The following is an 18,674-nucleotide window of genomic DNA, read 5'->3' on the forward strand; positions in this document are numbered from 1 at the left end:
AAAATGAGCGCTCCTATCGCTGTTTCTCCTTTGGCACCCGTGTCATTTCCAGATCTGCCAGAAGTAGCGGGTGTTGAATTTGCAACTGTCGCCGCCGGTGTGAAGTATCAGGATCGAGACGATGTCATGCTGGCAAAACTGGCTCCCGGTACAGCCATTGCCGGTGTGTTCACCAAATCCGCGACACGATCCGCGCCTGTGCTCGATTGTCAGGCGAAATTGGGTGGCACGACAGATGCCGGAGCTGCGATTCTGGTCAACTCAGGAAATTCCAATGCCTTCACTGGTCGGAACGGTTTAGCTGCTGTGGAAGCTATTACCAGGGCAACAGCGCTGGCTTGCGATTTGCCGGAATCACGCGTTTTTTCGTCATCGACGGGTGTTATCGGTGAACCTCTCCCGTTTGAACGGATCACCGCACATCTTGAGAGGCTTGCGGCCTCATTGGAAAGAAATGCGATAGAGTCCGCTGCGCGGGCAATCATGACAACGGATACTTTCCCCAAAGGCGCAAGTGCCACAGCGGACATCAATGGCAACAATGTGACGATTGCGGGCATTGCCAAAGGCTCCGGTATGATAGCACCAGATATGGCGACGATGCTGGTCTACATTTTTACCGATGCGAAGATATCACAAGCCGACCTTCAGACTTTGGTTTCTGAACACAATGACACAACCTTTAATTGCATCACTGTCGATAGCGACACTTCGACATCGGATTCGCTTTTGGTCGCCGCAACTGGTAAATCAGGTATCGATGTAAGTGGCGAACGCGCCTTTTCCGACAGCCTACACCAAGTGATGCTTGACCTTGCCCACCAGGTTGTACGGGACGGTGAAGGTGCGACAAAATTCGTCGAAATCGAAGTCACCGGAGCCGCCTCTGATGCAGATGCCAAAACGCATGGCCTGTCGATCGCCAATTCTCCTTTGGTCAAAACTGCAATTGCGGGAGAAGACCCAAATTGGGGTCGGGTCGTTATGGCGGTTGGCAAGTCCGGCGCAGCAGCGGACCGTGATCTTTTGTCGATCCGATTTGGCGATGTCGTGGTTGCAGAAATGGGGTGGGTCAGTCCAACTTATGATGAAGCCAAAGCTGCGCACCATATGAAAGGTGATACGTTGTTTATCGGCGTAGACATTGGATTGGGTACCGGACAAGCAACCGTTTGGACATGTGACTTAACGAACGGTTACATAGACATAAATGCCGACTATCGGTCTTGATAAAAATGAAAATCGTTCTCGTTTCCGCCGTAGCTTTAGTCGATCCTGATGGCCGTGTATTGTTGGCGCAACGCCCTGAAGGCAAATCGATGGCGGGTCTGTGGGAGTTCCCAGGCGGCAAAGTGGAAGACGGCGAAACGCCAGAGATTGCATTAATCCGGGAGCTTGAAGAAGAACTTGGGATTAATACCTGGGAGTCCTGTCTAGCGCCACTGACTTTCGCCAGTCACAGTTACGATCATTTTCACCTATTGATGCCACTGTTTGCCTGTCGAAAGTGGCACGGCACGCCCATGTCACGAGAAAACCAGACACTAAAATGGGTCCGCCCCAATGCGATGAAAACATATCCGATGCCTGCCGCGGATATACCGCTTGTCCCAATATTGCGCGACTGGCTTTGACGAATGTGTTGCAAGTCAACAACATTCGCGATTTTTCGCCTATTTGAGGGACTTTGAATTAAATTTTTGGCAACCTTTGCAATCTTAGGTAATTCTTAGGCAAGTCATTATCCTGGGGAGGAAGTGCATGTTGCGGACTATCACTTTGGGGAGCGCTGTTTCTATCCAAGGCACATACGTTCGGGCTTTGCCAGATGGACGTATCGTGGTGAGGGTAGATGATACCAGCTATGCAGGCGCGCCGGTAATCAAAGCCGCCTGAACACTTACCCACTCAAAAGAAAAAGGGACGGTCTCGCAAGAGCCGCCCCTTTTTTTGTTCACGTTGATGTCTCAAGTGAGAGTGCGCGTAATCTCTTCGCGTTCGAATATCTCAATCACATCATCGGCACGTATGTCGTCATAGTTTTCGAACGCCATACCGCATTCCTGACCAGACTGAACTTCGGCCACCTCATCCTTGAAGCGTTTCAGTGTTTTCAGCGTGCCTTCATGTATCACAACATTGTCACGCAGCAATCGAACACCCGCAGATCGACGTGCGACACCTTCGGTCACGAGGCAGCCCGCAACTTTTCCGACGCCGGTAACCTTGAAGACTTCTTTGATCGTTGCGTAGCCGATGAAGTTCTCGCGGATTTCCGCACTTAGCAGACCTGACGCTGCGGCTTTCACATCATCTACAAGATCGTAAATCACCGAGTAGTACCGGATTTCTACGCTCTTCTGGTTGGCAGTGTTCCGCGCAGAAGCATTGGCCCGAACGTTGAAGCCCATGATCGGCGCGCCGGAGGCTTCCGCCAACCCAACATCGGTTTCGGTAATCGCACCGACACCGGAATGCAGAACCCGCACGCGCACTTCGTCGTTGCCGATCTTTTCCATCGCCTGAACAATAGCCTCCGCCGAGCCCTGCACGTCCGCTTTGACCAGGATTGGCAACTCGCTGACATTTTCATCTGCCTTCGCATTTGCCATCAGCTGTTCGAGCGTGGTCGCAGCGCCCGCCGCTGCTCGTTTGTCTTTCGCGGCATTGGCACGGTAGAGCGCGATTTCACGCGCCTGAGCTTCGGTGGATGTCACGTTCAACACGTCACCAGCTTCCGGTGTGCCATTGAGACCCAGCACCTCAACTGGCACCGAGGGGCCTGCTTCCTTGACGCGCTCGCCCTGATCATTGATCAGCGCTCGCACCTTCCCATATTGCTCTCCCACAACAAAGATATCGCCTTGGCGCAAGGTACCATTTTGGACCAGAACCGTAGCAACAGGTCCGCGACCTACGTCCAACTGCGCCTCAATGACCGCACCTTGCGCGGCACGATTTGGGTTTGCCTTGAGTTCCAGTATCTCTGCTTGCAACGCAATTGCTTCGAGAAGCTGATCCAGCCCCTGCCCGGTGATGGCAGAAACTTCAACGTCCTGAACCTCACCCGACATTTGCTCAACAATCACTTCGTGTTGCAGCAGATCGGTGCGCACTTTGGTCGGATCAGCCGCAGGGCGGTCGATCTTGTTGATCGCGACGATCATTGGCACCTGTGCCGCTTTGGCATGGTTGATTGCCTCAATGGTCTGCGGCATGACCGCGTCGTCGGCAGCAACAACCAAGACAACGATATCTGTCACTTGTGCGCCGCGTGACCGCATTGATGTGAAGGCTGCGTGGCCTGGCGTGTCTAGGAAGCTCAGTACCTGACCGCCCTCGGTTTTCACCTGATACGCGCCAATGTGTTGCGTGATTCCACCTGCTTCACCGGCAACAACCTTTGCATTTCGAATCGCATCGAGCAGCGATGTTTTGCCGTGATCCACGTGGCCCATGATGGTGATGACCGGCGGACGTGGCTCAAGATCTTTGTCGTCGTCTTCGATTTCCTTGATCACATCTTCAACGTCAGCATCAGAAACCCGAACCACCTTATGCCCGAATTCCTCGATAATCAGTTCTGCGGTATCCGCATCGATCGTTTCATTCTGCGTGAGCATCATGCCGTTGTTCATCAGAGCCTTCACGACTTCGCCCACACGTTCGGCCATGCGGTTTGCAAGTTCGGAAACAACGATTGCCTCAGGCAGTTGCACTTCGCGCACTACCTTTTCACGCTCGACGGAACCACCCATGGCTTTCTGACGGGCACGTTCTTGCTTGCGCTTCATTGCGGCCATTGACCGTTGACGACCGCCTTCGCCACCAGCCAAGGCCTGATTTAATGTCAGTTTGCCCGATCGGCGATTGTCGTCATTGCCTTTGCCGCGCTTGTTGTTCTGATCGCGATCACGATCCTGCTGCTTGCGCGGCGCGGCTTCTGGCGCTTTTGTGCTTACTGGACGCGCAACAACAGGTTCTTCCGCAGGTGCTGCAGCGGCTTTGGCGGCCGCTTCTGCTTCTTGCTTGCGGCGTGCGTCTTCTTCAGCTTTGGCCTTGAGACTTTCCTCGCGCTCACGCTCAACACGCTCTTTCTCTTCGATCTCCGCCCGGCGCCGCTCGCGTTCTTCCGCGCGGTTTTTTTCTTCAACCTCGCGTGCGGCGGCCTCTTCAACTTCACGCGCCTTTGCCGCTTGAACCGCTTTCAAGCGCCGCTCCATCTCCGCGTCGGAAATGCCCGCAGGCCGTCTCGAAGGGTCTCCAATGGAAGCACCGCCCGTTCCGGTTTTACCCGTACCAGGTTTTGGCACCACAACGCGCTTGCGTTTGGTTTCCACCACGACGTTTTTGGTCCGCCCATGGCTAAAGCTTTGCTTTACGTTGCCCGGACGCGCGCCGCCGCCGCGCAGACCCAATGTTTTTTTGCCGTCAGTATCGCTCATGAAGCTCGTCTATCCTTTCGAGTGGCCGTTGCCACCCTCGTTTTCGCGCACGCCTACAAGTCGCTGGGCTTCCTCTACAACACGTTGAGTGAGTCCACCAGAGGCGAGCGCCCCATGTATCACAGTTTGGCGCCCAAATGCCAAACCCAATTCATCCGCTGTCAAACAGCCAATGTACGACCCATAGTGGGGCGTACTCAATTTCGATTTCCCACGCCCGGAACCATCAAGCGCTTGGATCAGTACCTCTGCTTCTTCCAACTGAAGCCAGCTCTTGACCTTTTCATAGCCCGCAACGGCCTTGCCTGCCTTTCGCTGCAGCGAAATCAACTCGACCAGACGTCGCACCAGCAACCGCTCAACCTCGTCCAACAGATCGTCCGCAATCGTAACCGGCTGTTTAGCACCCCGCGCAAAAAGACCTCTGCTGATAGCCTTTTCCAGTGCTGCCCGGTCTGCAGAAACGTAAATGCCCCGCCCGGGCAGTTTTCCCATGATGTCCGGGAAAACTTGCCCATTCGGCCCAACCACAAAGCGGATCAACCCAAATTTCGGGTGCACCTCACCTGTGGCAATGCACTTGCGTTCGGGACCGTCATTGCGGTCTTTTGGAACGCCACCGCGACCCATCGGTTGACCCCAAGGCCTGAGATCAGACCTCGGTTTCCTCCGCTTCCACTGCCGTGTCTTCTTCAGCGTCCGCCTCCAGATCAGCCGGGTCCACCCAGCCCAACATAACACGCGCGGTCATAATCATTGCCTGCGCCTCTTCCAAAGACAGATCAAAGGGCTCCAAAACGCCATCGTCTTTGGTTCGCTCGCCATCGGTGGTTGTCCAACCGCCCGCCAGCTCCCAATCCGCACAAGTTGCAAAATCTTCCAGCGTTTTTACGTCATCCTTTGCAAGCGCTTCAATCATTTGGGGAGTCAGACCCTCAAATTCAACCAGGCTGTCTTCAACTCCCAAAGCGCGCGCATTTTCCAATGCGGCTTTGTTTTGGGCTTCCAGAACATCCTGGGCACGCGCCTGTAATTCCTTGGCCGTGTCTTCGTCCACACCGTCAATTACCAGCAGTTCGTCAATCTCGACGTAAGCGACCTCTTCGAGGTTCGAGAAACCTTCTGCAACCAGTAGTTGTGCAAAGAACTCGTCCAGATCGAGATTGTCCACAAAGAGTTTGGTACGCAGTTCGAATTCTGCCTGTCGACGTGCGCTTTCTTGTTCTTCGGTCATGATGTCGATGTCGAGACCCGTCAGTTGAGAAGCCAACCGCACGTTCTGACCCCGGCGGCCAATTGCCAGGCTCAGCTGCTCTTCGGGCACAACAACCTCAATTTTACCAGCCTCTTCATCCAGAACCACTTTGGACACTTCCGCTGGCTGCAACGCATTCACCAGAAACGTGGGCTGATCTTCGTTCCAGGGAATGATGTCGATTTTTTCGCCCTGCAATTCGTTCACCACCGCTTGCACGCGGGATCCGCGCATCCCGACACAAGCGCCCACCGGATCTATGGACCCATCATAGGAAATGACGGCGATCTTGGCGCGAGAGCCGGGATCACGTGCAACTGCCTTGATCTCAATGATGCCGTCGTAAATCTCAGGTACTTCCATCTTGAACAATTCAGCCATGAATTCCGGCGCTGTGCGGCTCAGGAAAATCTGAGGGCCACGCTGCTCGCGCCGCACGTCTTTGATGTAGACACGAATGCGATCATTTGGGCGGTATGACTCGCGGCCGATTTTCTCATTGCGACGCAGGATCGCTTCACCCGCACCAACATCAACGATGACATTGCCGTATTCTTCGCGTTTGACCAGACCGTTGATAATTGTACCGGCGCGGTCCTTGAACTCTTCGAACTGGCGGTCACGCTCGGCTTCGCGCACTTTTTGCAGAATCACCTGCTTGGCAGATTGCGCAGCGATTCGGCCCATTTCAACCGGCGGCACCTCTTCGATGAATTCCTGTCCCACCTCAGGATTTGCCATGTACTGCTTGGCTTGTTCTACAGTGAATTCAGCCTGATAGTTTTCCAAATCTTCTTCTTCGACAACGGTCCGAACACGGGTGAAAGTCGCGCGCCCTGTCTTGCGGTCGATGGCGACACGGATGTCCATTTCAGTGCCGTAACGAGACTTCGCGGCCCGCGCTAGCGATTCTTCCATCGCCTCGACCACCAGATTGGGGTCGATCATCTTTTCGCGCGCTACGGCTTCGGCCGTTTGCAGCAGTTCAAGCTGGTTTGCAGATGTAATTGCCATTTATTGGTCTCCCTCAGCGGAATCGCCCGACACGACTTCATCGGAAATTTCGTCAAACTTTGTTTCGTCAATCACACCAGCCGCCTTGCGTTGGCGCAACATTTCTTTAATCAAGTCATCGGTCAGAATGAGCTTGGCATCAGACAGCCAGTCAAACTTGAGGCCAATTGTCCCCTCGGCCACATTGATCAGCACTTCGTCGCCTTCAACACCCGCCAATTCGCCTTTGAACCGGCGGCGACCGTCGACCATATCGCCCGTTTCAATTTTCGCCTCATAGCCTTCGAACGCTTCGAAATCCTTGAGTCGCGTCAAGGGGCGATCAATGCCTGGGCTGGACACCTCGAGCGTATACTCGTCCAGTATAGGGTCTTCAACGTCGAGAATTGCACTGACAGCCTGACTGACTTCGGCGCAATCATCCACTTCAATCCCGCCCTCCGGCTTATCCACCATGATCTGAAGGATTGTCGTCTTGGCAGACATCAGGCGCACGCGCACCAACTCGAACCCCATATCCTCGATCACCGGTGTGATGATCTCGGCCATGCGGCGATCAATGGCAGCTTTTGCAATCAGGTCGTTGGTCATTGTACTTTCAGACACAAAAAAACGGGCGCGCGGCCCGTATCGTGTTTCGGTGGAGCGTTTGGTTTGGACCCGAACGTGCCGCTGTTGCAATGGATATACGCAGGAGCGAGGGAGTCTGCAACCCCCGATCGTGTCAGGTCATCCACCACCGCTGACCCGCGCGGAAATTGTCCATTGGCCATCTCGTCCCCACGCCGCGAGGCAGCGCTATTTCTTTTCGAACCGCGCAGGTCATGAACTTTTCTTCGGGTAGCAGTATGAAATCGTCCAACGCGCCCAAATCGGCCGCATGTGTTAGATCAACAGCATCCACAAACTGATCTCGCAGTGCTTCGGCCCGGATCGCATCAGCCGGCAAGGACACCAGTTCGATTTTGTCAAACCAGCCTGCTTGCCCGTCTTTGTAGTGGTTTTCGATCCGCTCACCAACAAATTGCCGCCCCGGCAGGAATCGGCGCGTACGGTATAGCCCCGTGCCAATCCCCTCATCCATGGATTTAGCAATGTCCCCGGCTGGATAAATCACCATCTCAGGGCCACTCAGACGATAGGGGAAATCTGCATCTGGCACAGTGAGCACGATCTGAATACGATGTGTGCTCAGAACGGTGATCTGCGCGATATCGGCAAGGGCGCCGCCAGAATGTAGCTCGAAAGAAGCGACAACGTCCTCGGCGCCAAAGGGTTTGCCGTGATGAAACGACACATCTTGGCGCAGGTTGAACATCCATTCCCGCGCATCTCCGCTACCCTGCCACGCTGTCGCCAGTTCACCGCGGAGCGTACCATCTGCGGCCACTTCTGTGAGGGTCTCAAAAGCAGAGCCCACCATGGCAACTTGCATGAAGAGGCCTTGAGATGCACACGCATCAAAACTGTCTGACCGCAAAGCGCCTGACAGCGCAATCCTGAGATCACCGCCGCGTTGTGGCGCAGTTTGTGCCGAAAGCCCAGTCGCCGCCAGCAATGCAGCCGCCGCACCAGACGCAAAAAGCGCGCGTCGGTCGATATGTGGTCGGGGTGTCTTCATTTGCCACCAATCCGGTCCATGGTGCGCACAAGCTCGGCACTGATTCCGGGTTCGGAAAGGGCATGCCCCGCGTTCCGCACCATTTTGAGCTCGCAATTGCCCCAGGCCTGCGACAAGGCATAAGCACCTTCCGGCGGGCAGATCATGTCATAGCGTCCCTGCACAATGACACCTGGAATATGTGCAATACGTCCCGCATGCGCTAAAATCTGACCATCAAATTCAAGAAACCCGGCATTCGAAAAATAGTGATTTTCCAATCTCGCAAAGGCTCGGGCGTACTCACCCGGACTTTCGCCTGTGGAACCGGACGAATGAATGGACGCCAGTGCATTTTCCCATGAAGACCAGGCTTTGGCAAAACGCGTTTCGCTCGGAATGTCTCCGGAGAACAGACGCTGCCGGTAAGCTTCGATCATGTCCCCACGCTCGTCCTCGGGGATCAGTGCTGTGAAGCGTTGCCACACTTCGGGCCAGAACTTTCCCGCACCGCCCCCGTAAAACCAATCAAGTTCCGCCTGAGTCATCAAAAAGACACCGCGCAAAATGAGATGACGCACATGATCGGGATGCGCCTGTGCATATATCAACGCCAACGTGGCGCCCCAGCTGCCGCCAAAGGCAATCCAATGATCAATGTCCAGATTGCGACGAATGGTTTCGATATCGGCCACCAGGTGCCACGTGGTGTTGTGTGTCACGCTTGCGTGCGGCCGCGAGCGGCCACATCCGCGCTGATCAAACAGAATCACCCTGTAAATTTCAGGATCAAAGTAACGGCGCATGGCCGGTGAGCAGCCCCCACCCGGCCCGCCGTGCAGTACAACTACCGGAATGCCGTTGGGGTTACCGCATTGCTCTACATAGATCTTATGGCCCTGGCCCACGTCGAGCATCCGCTGATCGAAAGGGTCGATCGGCGGGTACAAATATTGTACTGCGCGCTTTTGGTCCGAGAACTTGTCCATTACTGGCCTATATAATACGAAAACGAACTTGAGCACATGGAGATCAGAATGCAAGCGTCTCAAAGCACTGTTGACCCATTGGAAATTGCCAAATTTGAGGCAATGGCCGCAGAATGGTGGGATGAAAACGGGAAATTCAAACCCCTACACATGCTGAACCCCTGCCGTTTGGACTACATCACCAGCCAGATTGCAGGCGAATTTGACCGCGATCTCAAGTCGCCTCATCCCTTCGAGGATCTGCGCATTCTCGATATCGGATGCGGCGGCGGCTTGCTGGCGGAACCCATGGCGCGACTTGGAGCAGACGTGGTAGGCGCGGATGCCGCTGAGAGAAACATCCCGGTTGCTCGTATCCATGCCGAGCAATCGGGGCTGGACATCGACTACCGTCACACCACGGCCGAGGATATGGCGGCCAATGGTGAGAAATTTGACGCCGTTTTGAACATGGAGGTCGTCGAACACGTCGCTTCCCCCATCGATTATCTGATTGCTTGCCGCCAGCTGCTGAAACCCGGCGGTCTGCATATATGCTCGACACTGAACAGAAACCCCAAGTCTTACATGATGGCGATTATCGGGGCAGAACACGTGATGCGATGGCTGCCCAAAGGCACGCATGAATGGTCAAAATTCATTACGCCCGAAGAGCTTTTCGCCCTGATGCAGGAGGCGGGCCTTGATCCGGTGGACCGAAAGGGATTTGTTTTCAATCCCTTGACGTGGTCTTGGCGGCTGTCGGATCGTGACCTCAGTGTGAACTACGTCACGGCCAGTTTAAATTCCAACTAAGGCTTTTCGCTCAGTTGGATGCGGATTTCACGCAGAATGGGCAGCGCTGCTCGGGCTTTGTCATCGCCCATCTTTGCAACCACTTGGTTGATGACCGGCGCAATCGATCCCACGGCTTGATCCCGCGCTTGGCGTCCCGCGGGACTGATCGCCACCATTTTGCGTCGTGCATCATCCCAGTCCGGACGAATGTGAACATATCCGGCCCATTCCAGCTTGCTCAATGTGTTGGTCATCGCGCCACGCGTCACGTGGAACGTATCCGCGAGCTGCGCCGGTGTGCGTTCGTCCATATTACGCGCAAGGTGGTTGAGAACTGAAAAATGGGATATTTCCATACCTTTAGGTAAGACGCGCGTCAAACGTGCACGGACCATTTGATCCGCGGCGAGCACTTCACTAAAAAGCGCAATTGCCAGAGCATTTCGGTCTTCGTTCATTCCGGTCCATCAAAAGGTCGCGCGTTCGCAAGGCTGGGCACGCGTTTCCGCGCTTTAGCCACTTCTCCCATATCGAGGTCGGTCATGTAAACGCCCGGCGCATCCCCTGCATCCATTTGGATTTCACCCCAAGGCGTGATGACCAGGGAGTGACCATAGGTGCGTCGTGTTTTATGGCTTGAGCTTTGGTGCTCGCCGGTCTGAGCGGGGGCAAGTACAAAGCAACCGGTTTCAATGGCGCGGGCGCGCATCAGTATGTGCCAATGCGCAGCGCCGGTGACCGGCGAAAATGCAGAAGGTACGGTGAGAATCTCAGCACCGGAATTGGCAAGTGCCATAAGCAGGTGCGGGAAGCGTACATCATAACAGACCGTCATGCCCACAGGCGCAAAAGAAGTTTGCGCAACAACAGCTTGCGATCCTGGTCGGTAGCCATCCGATTCGCGCCATCTTTCTTCAGGTGACACATCTACATCGAACATGTGGATTTTGTCATAGCGCGCAACAATATCGCCCTCAGGTGAAATCATGAAGGACCGGTTCGCAAACCGCCCATCCTCACTGTTGGTCTTCAGGCACAACGATCCAATAAGTAACCAAACACCCTTTGATTTTGCCGCACCGCGCAAAGCAGCCAGTGTAATGTCCGACTCTTCATGCTGAAGCACATCACTTTGATGTCTGCGACTTGTAGATACGCAATTCGTGACTTCAGGTGTCAGAATGAATTGCGCGCCCTTGGACGCCGCCTCGTTAAAATAAGTTAGGGTCTTATCAAGGTTTGCGCTCGGGTCATCCGAGGCATTCAATTGCAGCAGTGCGGTTTTCATCAGGCCGCGAGCAGGCCGTCGAGTTTTCCCGCACGCTCCAGCGCATAAAGCTCATCGCAACCGCCGACGTGGGTCTCTCCCACAAAAATCTGCGGAACAGTACGGCCACCGCTGGCGCGCTTGATCATTTCAGGCTTGCGTTCCGGGTTGGCCCACACGTCCACTTCGGCGAAGTCGACACCCTTTTGTGTCAGCAAGCGTTTTGCCGCGTGGCAAAATCCGCAGAGAGGCGATGTATAGATTTCAACAGTTTGCATTTCTTGGTCGTTCCTTTACGCACACGGCTTTGAAACGCAACTTAGGTATCCTTGACAGCGCGCGCCAGTGTCACGACGTATACCGGTCCTGATCCTGCCGCAATACAAGCATCCGCCGATGCCGCCAACGTGGCCCCCGAGGTCAGCACATCATCCACGAGTAAAACGGGGCGCGCCACCAAGCGGTGCCTGCGCCTGGGATGAATTGAAATTGCGCCCTTGATGGATGAAAACCGCACTTCCTTGGTCATTCCTTCCAGTGGTTTGGTGCGTTTGTCACGGACCAATAGATCCGGGCAAACCGGCAAACCGGAATGTTTGGCAAGGGCTTGCGCCAAAAGAGCTGATTGATTGTAGCGCCGTTTCACCATTCGCGTCCAATGCAAGGGTATCGGCGCAACGATCATGTCTTGTTGCGGAAAATCAGAAATTGCCTGAGCCATCCACAAAGCGGCAGGTTTCGCAATCTCCTGCCTGTCACCGTGTTTCAAGGCCAACACAAGGCGCCGTCCATTGCCCTTGTAAACCAAGGCAGAACGCCCGCTCTTCCAGGGACGTGGCGTCTTCATGCAATCATCACATTTTAGTGTTTCACGGGCATCATTGCCGGGCAGAGGCGCTCCACAGCAATCACATATTGCCCCTCCGATAAAGAGCGTCTCGCGCCAGCATGGGCCGCACAATCCAAAGTCGCTCATCACCTTGCCACCGCATCCCAGGCAACGCGGCGGATAAATTAGCGATACCGCCGTTTGAAAACTCACTGCTACCACCCTATTCTCCGGTCTATGACCGCACCTGATGTACTGACTGATGTAAATGCACTGCGACTGCACCGTGCTCGCGCGACGGAACTCTTTTTGCAAGAGGCCGCTGCGGATGAAATTCAAGATCGCCTGCGCTTGGTTAACAGGCCGTTTACACAGCCCGCCTTCGTTACCCCTTTTCCAGAAGTTTGGGCCAGACGGATGCCAGATGCGACAGTTTGTCCTGACCACGACACCCTGGACCTGACAGCGGGCAATCATGACCTTGTTGTTCACTCCTTGGGTTTGCACTGGGCAAACGATCCCGTTGGCCAGTTGATTCAATGCCGTCGTGCGCTGAAACCTGACGGTCTGTTGCTGGCGGCGAGCCTGGGTGGCCGGACGCTGGAGGAATTGCGGAGTTGTCTTGGGCAGTCCGAAATTGCCAGGACAGGCGGCTTATCACCACGCATCCTTCCAATGGGTGAAATTAGGGGCCTTGGCGCATTGCTGCAGCGTGCGGGCCTTGCCTTGCCGGTGGCGGACAGCTTTTGCCTCAATGTCGAATACCAAGACATGTGGCATTTGCTGCGCGACTTGCGGGCGATGGGTGAAAGCAATGCGCTGCAGGCGCGCCAGCGCAAATTCACACCCAAAGGCGTCTTTGATAAGGCCGCAGAACTCTATTCGGATCACTTTGCGACGGCGGACGCGCGGATTGCCGCAACCTTTGAAGTGCTGTTCTTAACCGGTTGGGCGCCTGATGAAAGCCAGCAAAAACCGTTGCGACCAGGGTCAGCTAAACAAAGACTGGCAGACGCGCTGGTCGTACCAGAAACGCCTTTGCCCGATTGACGCCCGCTGAAAACCGTCTATCTCAGGCTCAGTTTGCTTCACAAGGAATACCAAATGCTGGATAGCAGCGCCCCTGCGAAAACGGCTGATCGACCGATACATGCCCAAGACGATCATCCGGAAATCGCGAAGCCAAAAATAGGCATCTTGCTGGCCAATCTGGGCACGCCAGACAATTATGACTATTGGTCGATGCGGCGCTACCTCAATGAGTTCCTGTCGGACCGAAGAGTCATCGACTACAGCCCCTGGATCTGGCAACCGTTGCTTCAACTGATTATTCTGACCAAACGACCCTTTTCGAGCGGAGCGGCCTACAAGTCCATTTGGAACGAAGCCGAGGGCGAAAGCCCGTTGATGACGATCACCAAGGCGCAGACCGTTAAAATCAAAGCTGAAATGCAAAAACGTAATGGCGATCAGGTCATGGTCGATTTCTGCATGCGGTACGGCAATCCTTCCACACGATCCAAGGTGGCGGAAATGACGGCGGCAGGTTGCCGTAAGATACTGTTTTTTCCGCTGTATCCGCACTATGCAGGGGCAACTTCAGCAACGGCAAACGATGAATTTTTTCGGGCTCTAACTTATGAAAAATGGCAACCCGTAACACGCACGGTCGAGCCTTACTTCGACCGCCCTGACTATATCGAGGCGCTGGCGCAATCGATTGAGAGGGCTTATGCGCGGGTTGAGCGGAAACCAGATATTCTGGTGTGTTCTTATCACGGTGTGCCAATCCGCTACTTAATGGAAGGCGATCCCTACCATTGTCAGTGTCAAAAAACGACGCGGCTTCTGAAGGAACGGTTGGGATGGGGCGACACGGAAATCTGTACGACTTTCCAATCCAAATTCGGACCCGAAGAGTGGCTGCAACCGTACACTGTCGAAGAAGTTGCGAGGCTTGCCGAGGCCGGAAAGAAGAACATCGCTGTTTGCGCACCTGCATTCTCTGCGGACTGCATCGAAACGCTCGAAGAAATCAACGAGGAAATCAAAGAAAGCTTCGAAGAGGCCGGGGGTGAAGAATTCATGTATATCGCCTGCCTCAACGATGATGATTTCCACATCAACGCGCTGGCCAATATCATTGATGACAACCTAAAAGGCTGGAAAGACTGAAAATTCAGTCCCTCAGAACGTAAAAAGGCGGCGCATTGCGCCGCCTTTTTGAGTATTTGCATCGCTGTCGAACTTACGACAGTGCTGCAGCAGCCACAACCAGAAGAAGGATTGGCAGAAGCGCGCCTGTGGACGAGCCTGTTGCTTCTTCAACAATTACGGGTGCTTCGACGACCGGCTCGGCAAGCGAACCTGCATAAGCTGTCGATGCTGCGGCTGTCAGAGCAGCTGCCAGAACGAGTTTTTTCATATCATAACCTCCAGAATCGGCGTGCACCGCATAGCGATGGCACGCACCCAAGACTTACCTCGTAACTCCTTGTAAAGCATCATACCTCGGTCATTGCAAACTGGATTCCAAAATCAAATCTCAGATGAATTCGGATGTCGTCAAATAAGCAACACTTGAGTTCCGACCTTCGAAAAGGCGAAGAGCTCCGAGATATGTTCATTGTAGAGACCAATACAACCGTTGGAAGATTGGCGTCCGATTTTCCGGGTATCGTGCGTCCCGTGAATACGGTAATACGTCCAGCTCAGGTAAAGTGCATGAGTTCCCAACGGGTTATCTGGCCCCGGACCGATAAATGGTGGCCATTCAGGATTACGTTTCAACATGGAAGGTGTTGGACGCCAACTGGGGCCCTCCACTTTTTGGGTAACTTTTGTGCGCCCACGACGTGTCAACTCTTCTGTCAACGGAACACTCGACGGGTATAGTTTGTAGAAACTCTCATCCTCTGCCCAATAATGCAGAGCTCGACTGTCAATATCGACCAAAATGGCCCCATTTTTCAGATTAGAAAAATAGGGCTGCCAATCCAGTTTTCGAAAGCTTGATATGTTACGCGGCACGACTTCATTGAGATCTCGCTCGCCCTGAGTTGTGGCCGACGAATTAACCGAAGATGCGTCTTGCGCAATCGCAGGTGTCGCGAGCATGGCCGCAGAACCCGCCAGGAAGGAGCGTCGGCTGGGTATTTCGAAACGTTTGTCGGACATCAAGTGCCTCCATGAATACGGGCGTTCAGATAATTTGCCTCAGTCTATTGCGGGAAAGTCGCAGTCGCAAATCAAACGCTTGTCATCTCGCACTGCGCGGCCCATGTGCGTTTGAAAAACGACGCTTGTCGATATATGAGCGATCTTGCTGAATAAGGAGTCAAAAAATGCGCTGGTTATCGATTTTGTTCGCTTTTGGCTTGGTTTTGGCAGCCTGCGCGCCGTCTTCAGGCATTAACGATGGCGCCAGCGGTGGTAAAATCTACCGAATCAGTCGCGGTGACGCTGGCAAGGTCCAATTCCGTATGCTGGATGCCATCAACGCATTGCGTAGCGCCTCCGGTCAGCCAGCATTGGAGATGGACCCGAACCTAAATGCTGCGGCGGCAACACATTCGCGTGATATGTCGGTCCAAAACAGGCCCTGGCACTTTGGCTCTGATGGATCATCGCCCATCGACCGCGTTCAACGCGTTGGATACGCAGGCAGCTTGGTTGGCGAGAATATCTCCGAAACCTACGAATCGGAGCTTGAGACGCTCGCCGCCTGGATGGAGCAACCTGATACGCGAAGGGTGATCTTGTCGCCCGATGCGAAACAGATGGGGTTTGCCTGGTTTCAGGAATCAAATGGTAAAATCTGGTGGACGTTGATCACCGGTGACCCGAGCGTCAGTGCAGGCCCAGTTTAAGGGTTCAATGCGATCAATGTGTCCGTCTGCACCATAGCGTAGATCTCTTCCATTTCCTCGTTGGTGACGGATATACAGCCCCAAGTCCAATCTTTGGAATCCGACTTGAACGGGTTCTTCTGTCCGTGGATGAAAATATCGCCCCCCGCGGACTTCCCCAAAGCTTTGGCGGCGGCGACATCATTCACATTGGGGTAGGATATGCCGAGTGAAAGATGGAATTTCGAATTCGGATTTCGGCGGTCAATCCGGTAAACCCCTTCAGGTGTACGGCCATCGCCCTCAAACTGTTTGTGCCCGGTTGGCGCAAAACCAAGGTTGATATCGTAGCTTTTTAACAGCGAGTCGTGATGCAACAAATGCAGCCTGCGGTCGGATTTGTTTACAACCAGAAAGGTCACTTCCGGACCATTATACCTGCGGAGTTTCGGATTTCCCGCACACCCGGCCAACGCAACTGTAGCTGCGGATGATAAAATCAGATCTCTACGACGCATTTTGCTGCTGTCCTGTTTGTCTTTTCGACGTTCTGCTCTTTTGGCACAGGTACCATGGATGAGTGGTTAATCAAGATCACAAAAAGGTCAAGACTTTGAATTCACCTCCAAACGTTTCTCTATCGCGATCAAGCGCGTCAAAACCTCATCACGATAGGCATCCGTGACAGCCCCTGCTTCTTCCTGATGCGCGTCCTGCATCGAATTGACGATGAGGCCTACCAACAGGTTCACAACCGCAAACGTGGTGATCATGATGAATGGCACAAAAAAGGCCCATGCATAGGGGTAGACTTCCATGACCGGGCGCACAATTCCCATGGACCAACTCTCCAACGTCATGATTTGAAACAACGTATAGCCGCTCATCGGCAAGGAACCAAACCATTCAGGAAAGCTCTGGGCAAAGAGTTTGGTCGCGATCACAGCACCGATGTAGAAAATGATCGCCATCAAAACGAAAACGCTGGCCATGCCAGGTAGCGCCGTCACTAATCCCTCAACAACGCGGCGCAACCGCGGTGCCACAGAAATCACACGCAATACACGTAAAATACGTAAAGCCCGCAGCACGGACATGGTTTGCGAGCCCGGCAAAAGCGCTGCGCCAACAATGGCCAGATCAAAGAGGTTCCAGCCACTTTTGAAAAACCGCGCGCCGCGCGCAAAAACTTTCAGCAGGATTTCAGCGACAAAAAAACCCAGACATGCAGTATCGAGCGCCACGATGACCCCACCGGCGCGGGCCATCAGGTCCGGCGAGGTTTCCATGCCCAAAATGATTGCGTTGAAAATGATCACTGCCATGACCAGGTTCGTCACCCAGGTCTGATCCAGCCAGACATCCAGTTTTTGGCGCAAGTTCATCGGCATCTCCTCGTCCTTTACCCGCGGCCCTGTGGCGCGGTGAAGCTGGCAACAAGCTCTACATGTGCTGACCATCGGAATTGGTCAACGACTTGTATCCAGTCAAGTGTAAAGCCCGCGTTTACCAGCGTTAGAGCATCGCGCGCAAAGGACACCGGATTGCACGAAACATAGGCAACACGCGCAAGTTTCGCCTTCGCTATCTCAGCAATCTGCGCCGCAGCTCCTGCGCGCGGTGGATCGAGAACGAGTGCTTGGGCCTTGGCCATTTCATCAGGCTGTAGAGGGCGGCGAAAGAGGTCTCGAACCTCGTTGGTCACTGTCTTCAGCCCCGGTGCATTTCGCCAAGCATAGTCCAACGCCTCAACCATTTTGGGCATCCCCTCCACCGCATGCACCTCCGCGCCGCATGCAAGCGGCAAGGTGAAGGTCCCGCACCCGGCAAAGAGATCGATGACCCGCTTTGCATCGCCGGCGATATCCATTACAGCCTGCGTCAGAGCTGTTTCGCCGTGGGACGTCGCTTGCAGGAAGGCCCCGGGCGGTGGTGCTACTGATACGCCAGCGATAGAATGAACAGGCGGCGTACGCATGGCAACGACGTCACCATTCCACGTTAGACGCGCAAGCCCAAGTTGGTCGCAGGCCGATGCGAGATGTTGCTGCAGCGGACCATCTAATGGCTTGCCCTGAGTGACCGCCACATCCAAACCTGCCTTGGTCGTGGTCACCATCACTGACAGCGCTGTTTTGCGGCTTGCGCCAATGACGGCAAGCGCCTCTGCCACGGGGATGGCTTTCAACACCGCAGGATCGACCAGCTTGCAATCGGGAACCGCGACAATCGTGTCCGAAGCGCGGCCGTGAAATCCTGCCATTGCGCCCTTTTTCGTGCGCCGCGTCGCGAAACCAGCGCGTCGGCGCGACAGCGGGGGCGAGGTTTGGATCGGCTTGAAATCAGTTTCCAATCCGTGTGCCTGCAACGCATGGCGCACCACATCAACCTTCCACTCGGCAACAAAGTCATCATCGGCGTGCTGCAACTGGCAGCCACCGCAGGACTTGAAATGCTTGCAAGGCGCAGTCACGCGACGTTCTGAAGGTTGAAGGACTTTCGCATCGCGCAACACGGTACCATCCAGAGTGCCAGTAACGACTTCGCCCGGCAGAGTTACAGGCACATAGATCGGCCCATCCGCGACACCGTCGCCCTGCATGCCAAGGCGTTTGATTGTTATTTCTGTCATGCGCCCGGACTTACGACA

22 protein-coding genes are annotated in these 18,674 nt (G+C 54.5%); 7 read left to right on the forward strand and 15 right to left on the reverse strand.

Going from position 1 to position 18,674, the window contains the following annotated elements; genetic code table 11:
• The first annotated feature begins 3 nt into the window (after positions 1-3).
• From argJ to AB8B75_RS03495, 3 genes are all read left to right on the forward strand, one after another.
• Positions 4-1,230: a bifunctional glutamate N-acetyltransferase/amino-acid acetyltransferase ArgJ gene (argJ, locus tag AB8B75_RS03485; RefSeq protein WP_405359862.1), complete on the forward strand. Its 1,227-nt coding sequence runs from the start codon at positions 4-6 to the stop codon at positions 1,228-1,230.
• Positions 1,231-1,235: 5 nt separating this feature from the next.
• A complete protein-coding gene (locus AB8B75_RS03490; RefSeq protein ID WP_405359863.1) occupies positions 1,236-1,634 on the forward strand; it encodes a (deoxy)nucleoside triphosphate pyrophosphohydrolase in 399 nt (132 codons plus the stop codon).
• 127 nt (positions 1,635-1,761) lie between these two features.
• Positions 1,762-1,896: a hypothetical protein gene (locus AB8B75_RS03495; RefSeq protein ID WP_405359864.1), complete on the forward strand. Its 135-nt coding sequence runs from the start codon at positions 1,762-1,764 to the stop codon at positions 1,894-1,896.
• 71 nt (positions 1,897-1,967) lie between these two features.
• Here AB8B75_RS03495 and infB read toward each other — a convergent pair whose 3' ends face one another.
• The 6 genes from infB to pip all read right to left on the reverse strand — a co-directional run bounded on the left by infB (position 1,968) and on the right by pip (position 9,303).
• Positions 1,968-4,445 carry a translation initiation factor IF-2 gene (gene infB / locus AB8B75_RS03500; RefSeq protein WP_405359865.1) on the reverse strand — a complete coding sequence of 826 codons (2,478 nt, stop codon included), beginning with the start codon at positions 4,443-4,445 and terminating at the stop codon, positions 1,968-1,970.
• A 9-nt stretch (positions 4,446-4,454) separates the two neighbouring features.
• A complete protein-coding gene (locus tag AB8B75_RS03505; RefSeq protein WP_405359866.1) occupies positions 4,455-5,075 on the reverse strand; it encodes an RNA-binding protein in 621 nt (206 codons plus the stop codon).
• A gap of 22 nt (positions 5,076-5,097) precedes the next feature.
• A complete protein-coding gene (nusA, locus tag AB8B75_RS03510) occupies positions 5,098-6,714 on the reverse strand; it encodes a transcription termination factor NusA (RefSeq protein WP_405359867.1) in 1,617 nt (538 codons plus the stop codon).
• Positions 6,715-7,305, reverse strand: a complete 591-nt coding sequence (rimP, locus tag AB8B75_RS03515; RefSeq protein WP_405359869.1) for a ribosome maturation factor RimP — start codon at positions 7,303-7,305, stop codon at positions 6,715-6,717. It abuts the gene before it with no gap.
• Between the two features lie 133 nt (positions 7,306-7,438).
• Complete coding sequence (locus tag AB8B75_RS03520) at positions 7,439-8,335, reverse strand: ABC transporter substrate-binding protein (protein WP_405359870.1); 897 nt, start codon at positions 8,333-8,335, stop codon at positions 7,439-7,441.
• Entirely contained in the window at positions 8,332-9,303 is a 972-nt protein-coding gene (gene pip / locus AB8B75_RS03525; RefSeq protein WP_405359872.1) for a prolyl aminopeptidase, read from the reverse strand. Before pip ends, AB8B75_RS03520 begins: the two co-directional genes overlap by 4 nt.
• Before the next feature lie 48 nt (positions 9,304-9,351).
• On the opposite strand from pip, the gene ubiG reads away from it, so the two are divergent.
• The gene (gene ubiG, locus AB8B75_RS03530; RefSeq protein WP_405359873.1) at positions 9,352-10,098 is read left to right on the forward strand and encodes a bifunctional 2-polyprenyl-6-hydroxyphenol methylase/3-demethylubiquinol 3-O-methyltransferase UbiG; all 747 of its coding nucleotides are present in this window, start codon (positions 9,352-9,354) and stop codon (positions 10,096-10,098) included.
• Here the strand turns inward: ubiG and AB8B75_RS03535 are convergent.
• Genes AB8B75_RS03535 through AB8B75_RS03550 form a run of 4 tightly spaced genes read right to left on the reverse strand, consistent with a single transcriptional unit; the run spans position 10,095 to position 12,389 of the window.
• Entirely contained in the window at positions 10,095-10,538 is a 444-nt protein-coding gene (locus AB8B75_RS03535) for a MarR family winged helix-turn-helix transcriptional regulator (protein ID WP_405359874.1), read from the reverse strand. The two genes, ubiG and AB8B75_RS03535, sit on opposite strands and share 4 nt — an antisense overlap.
• Entirely contained in the window at positions 10,535-11,368 is an 834-nt protein-coding gene (locus AB8B75_RS03540; RefSeq protein WP_405359876.1) for a carbon-nitrogen hydrolase family protein, read from the reverse strand. The genes AB8B75_RS03535 and AB8B75_RS03540 overlap by 4 nt, the downstream gene beginning before the upstream one ends.
• A complete protein-coding gene (gene grxC / locus AB8B75_RS03545; protein ID WP_405359878.1) occupies positions 11,368-11,625 on the reverse strand; it encodes a glutaredoxin 3 in 258 nt (85 codons plus the stop codon). Before grxC ends, AB8B75_RS03540 begins: the two co-directional genes overlap by 1 nt.
• A 41-nt stretch (positions 11,626-11,666) precedes the next feature.
• Positions 11,667-12,389, reverse strand: coding sequence for a ComF family protein (locus AB8B75_RS03550; protein WP_405359879.1), 723 nt, complete (start codon positions 12,387-12,389; stop codon positions 11,667-11,669).
• A gap of 24 nt (positions 12,390-12,413) precedes the next feature.
• Between AB8B75_RS03550 and AB8B75_RS03555 the strand changes: the two genes are divergently transcribed.
• Together AB8B75_RS03555 and hemH are read left to right on the forward strand one after the other, a co-directional pair.
• Positions 12,414-13,226, forward strand: coding sequence for a methyltransferase domain-containing protein (locus tag AB8B75_RS03555; protein WP_405359880.1), 813 nt, complete (start codon positions 12,414-12,416; stop codon positions 13,224-13,226).
• 54 nt (positions 13,227-13,280) lie between these two features.
• Positions 13,281-14,351, forward strand: a complete 1,071-nt coding sequence (gene hemH / locus AB8B75_RS03560) for a ferrochelatase (RefSeq protein ID WP_405359882.1) — start codon at positions 13,281-13,283, stop codon at positions 14,349-14,351.
• 73 nt (positions 14,352-14,424) lie between these two features.
• Here hemH and AB8B75_RS03565 read toward each other — a convergent pair whose 3' ends face one another.
• Positions 14,425-14,601 carry a hypothetical protein gene (locus AB8B75_RS03565; protein WP_405359884.1) on the reverse strand — a complete coding sequence of 59 codons (177 nt, stop codon included), beginning with the start codon at positions 14,599-14,601 and terminating at the stop codon, positions 14,425-14,427.
• A gap of 140 nt (positions 14,602-14,741) precedes the next feature.
• A complete protein-coding gene (locus AB8B75_RS03570) occupies positions 14,742-15,353 on the reverse strand; it encodes a L,D-transpeptidase (RefSeq protein WP_405359886.1) in 612 nt (203 codons plus the stop codon).
• A 167-nt stretch (positions 15,354-15,520) separates the two neighbouring features.
• Here AB8B75_RS03570 and AB8B75_RS03575 point away from each other — a divergent pair, with 167 nt between their 5' ends.
• On the forward strand, positions 15,521-16,045 hold the full coding sequence (locus AB8B75_RS03575; protein ID WP_405359887.1) for a CAP domain-containing protein: 525 nt from the start codon (positions 15,521-15,523) through the stop codon (positions 16,043-16,045).
• Here the strand turns inward: AB8B75_RS03575 and AB8B75_RS03580 are convergent.
• The 3 genes from AB8B75_RS03580 to AB8B75_RS03590 form a co-directional block, all read right to left on the reverse strand.
• Complete coding sequence (locus tag AB8B75_RS03580; RefSeq protein WP_405359889.1) at positions 16,042-16,542, reverse strand: murein L,D-transpeptidase family protein; 501 nt, start codon at positions 16,540-16,542, stop codon at positions 16,042-16,044. The genes AB8B75_RS03575 and AB8B75_RS03580 overlap by 4 nt on opposite strands.
• A gap of 87 nt (positions 16,543-16,629) precedes the next feature.
• Positions 16,630-17,409, reverse strand: a complete 780-nt coding sequence (locus AB8B75_RS03585; RefSeq protein ID WP_405359891.1) for an ion transporter — start codon at positions 17,407-17,409, stop codon at positions 16,630-16,632.
• A 17-nt stretch (positions 17,410-17,426) separates the two neighbouring features.
• A complete protein-coding gene (locus AB8B75_RS03590) occupies positions 17,427-18,656 on the reverse strand; it encodes a class I SAM-dependent RNA methyltransferase (RefSeq protein WP_405359893.1) in 1,230 nt (409 codons plus the stop codon).
• Positions 18,657-18,674: the final 18 nt, after the last annotated feature.

This window comes from Roseobacter sp. (genome assembly GCF_045106495.1).
In the GTDB taxonomy this organism is placed as follows: domain Bacteria; phylum Pseudomonadota; class Alphaproteobacteria; order Rhodobacterales; family Rhodobacteraceae; genus Roseobacter.

Bases quoted from the DNA above. Each gene is read 5' to 3' on its own strand.
- argJ (WP_405359862.1), top strand. From the start codon at position 4: ATGAGCGCTCCTATCGCTGTTTCTCCTTTGGCACCCGTGTCATTTCCA.
- AB8B75_RS03490 (WP_405359863.1), top strand. From the start codon at position 1,236: ATGAAAATCGTTCTCGTTTCCGCCGTAGCTTTAGTCGATCCTGATGGC.
- AB8B75_RS03495 (WP_405359864.1), top strand. From the start codon at position 1,762: ATGTTGCGGACTATCACTTTGGGGAGCGCTGTTTCTATCCAAGGCACA.
- infB (WP_405359865.1), bottom strand. From the start codon at position 4,445: ATGAGCGATACTGACGGCAAAAAAACATTGGGTCTGCGCGGCGGCGGC.
- AB8B75_RS03505 (WP_405359866.1), bottom strand. From the start codon at position 5,075: ATGGGTCGCGGTGGCGTTCCAAAAGACCGCAATGACGGTCCCGAACGC.
- nusA (WP_405359867.1), bottom strand. From the start codon at position 6,714: ATGGCAATTACATCTGCAAACCAGCTTGAACTGCTGCAAACGGCCGAA.
- rimP (WP_405359869.1), bottom strand. From the start codon at position 7,305: ATGACCAACGACCTGATTGCAAAAGCTGCCATTGATCGCCGCATGGCC.
- AB8B75_RS03520 (WP_405359870.1), bottom strand. From the start codon at position 8,335: ATGAAGACACCCCGACCACATATCGACCGACGCGCGCTTTTTGCGTCT.
- pip (WP_405359872.1), bottom strand. From the start codon at position 9,303: ATGGACAAGTTCTCGGACCAAAAGCGCGCAGTACAATATTTGTACCCG.
- ubiG (WP_405359873.1), top strand. From the start codon at position 9,352: ATGCAAGCGTCTCAAAGCACTGTTGACCCATTGGAAATTGCCAAATTT.
- AB8B75_RS03535 (WP_405359874.1), bottom strand. From the start codon at position 10,538: ATGAACGAAGACCGAAATGCTCTGGCAATTGCGCTTTTTAGTGAAGTG.
- AB8B75_RS03540 (WP_405359876.1), bottom strand. From the start codon at position 11,368: ATGAAAACCGCACTGCTGCAATTGAATGCCTCGGATGACCCGAGCGCA.
- grxC (WP_405359878.1), bottom strand. From the start codon at position 11,625: ATGCAAACTGTTGAAATCTATACATCGCCTCTCTGCGGATTTTGCCAC.
- AB8B75_RS03555 (WP_405359880.1), top strand. From the start codon at position 12,414: ATGACCGCACCTGATGTACTGACTGATGTAAATGCACTGCGACTGCAC.
- hemH (WP_405359882.1), top strand. From the start codon at position 13,281: ATGCTGGATAGCAGCGCCCCTGCGAAAACGGCTGATCGACCGATACAT.
- AB8B75_RS03565 (WP_405359884.1), bottom strand. From the start codon at position 14,601: ATGAAAAAACTCGTTCTGGCAGCTGCTCTGACAGCCGCAGCATCGACA.
- AB8B75_RS03570 (WP_405359886.1), bottom strand. From the start codon at position 15,353: ATGTCCGACAAACGTTTCGAAATACCCAGCCGACGCTCCTTCCTGGCG.
- AB8B75_RS03575 (WP_405359887.1), top strand. From the start codon at position 15,521: ATGCGCTGGTTATCGATTTTGTTCGCTTTTGGCTTGGTTTTGGCAGCC.
- AB8B75_RS03580 (WP_405359889.1), bottom strand. From the start codon at position 16,542: ATGCGTCGTAGAGATCTGATTTTATCATCCGCAGCTACAGTTGCGTTG.
- AB8B75_RS03585 (WP_405359891.1), bottom strand. From the start codon at position 17,409: ATGAACTTGCGCCAAAAACTGGATGTCTGGCTGGATCAGACCTGGGTG.
- AB8B75_RS03590 (WP_405359893.1), bottom strand. From the start codon at position 18,656: ATGACAGAAATAACAATCAAACGCCTTGGCATGCAGGGCGACGGTGTC.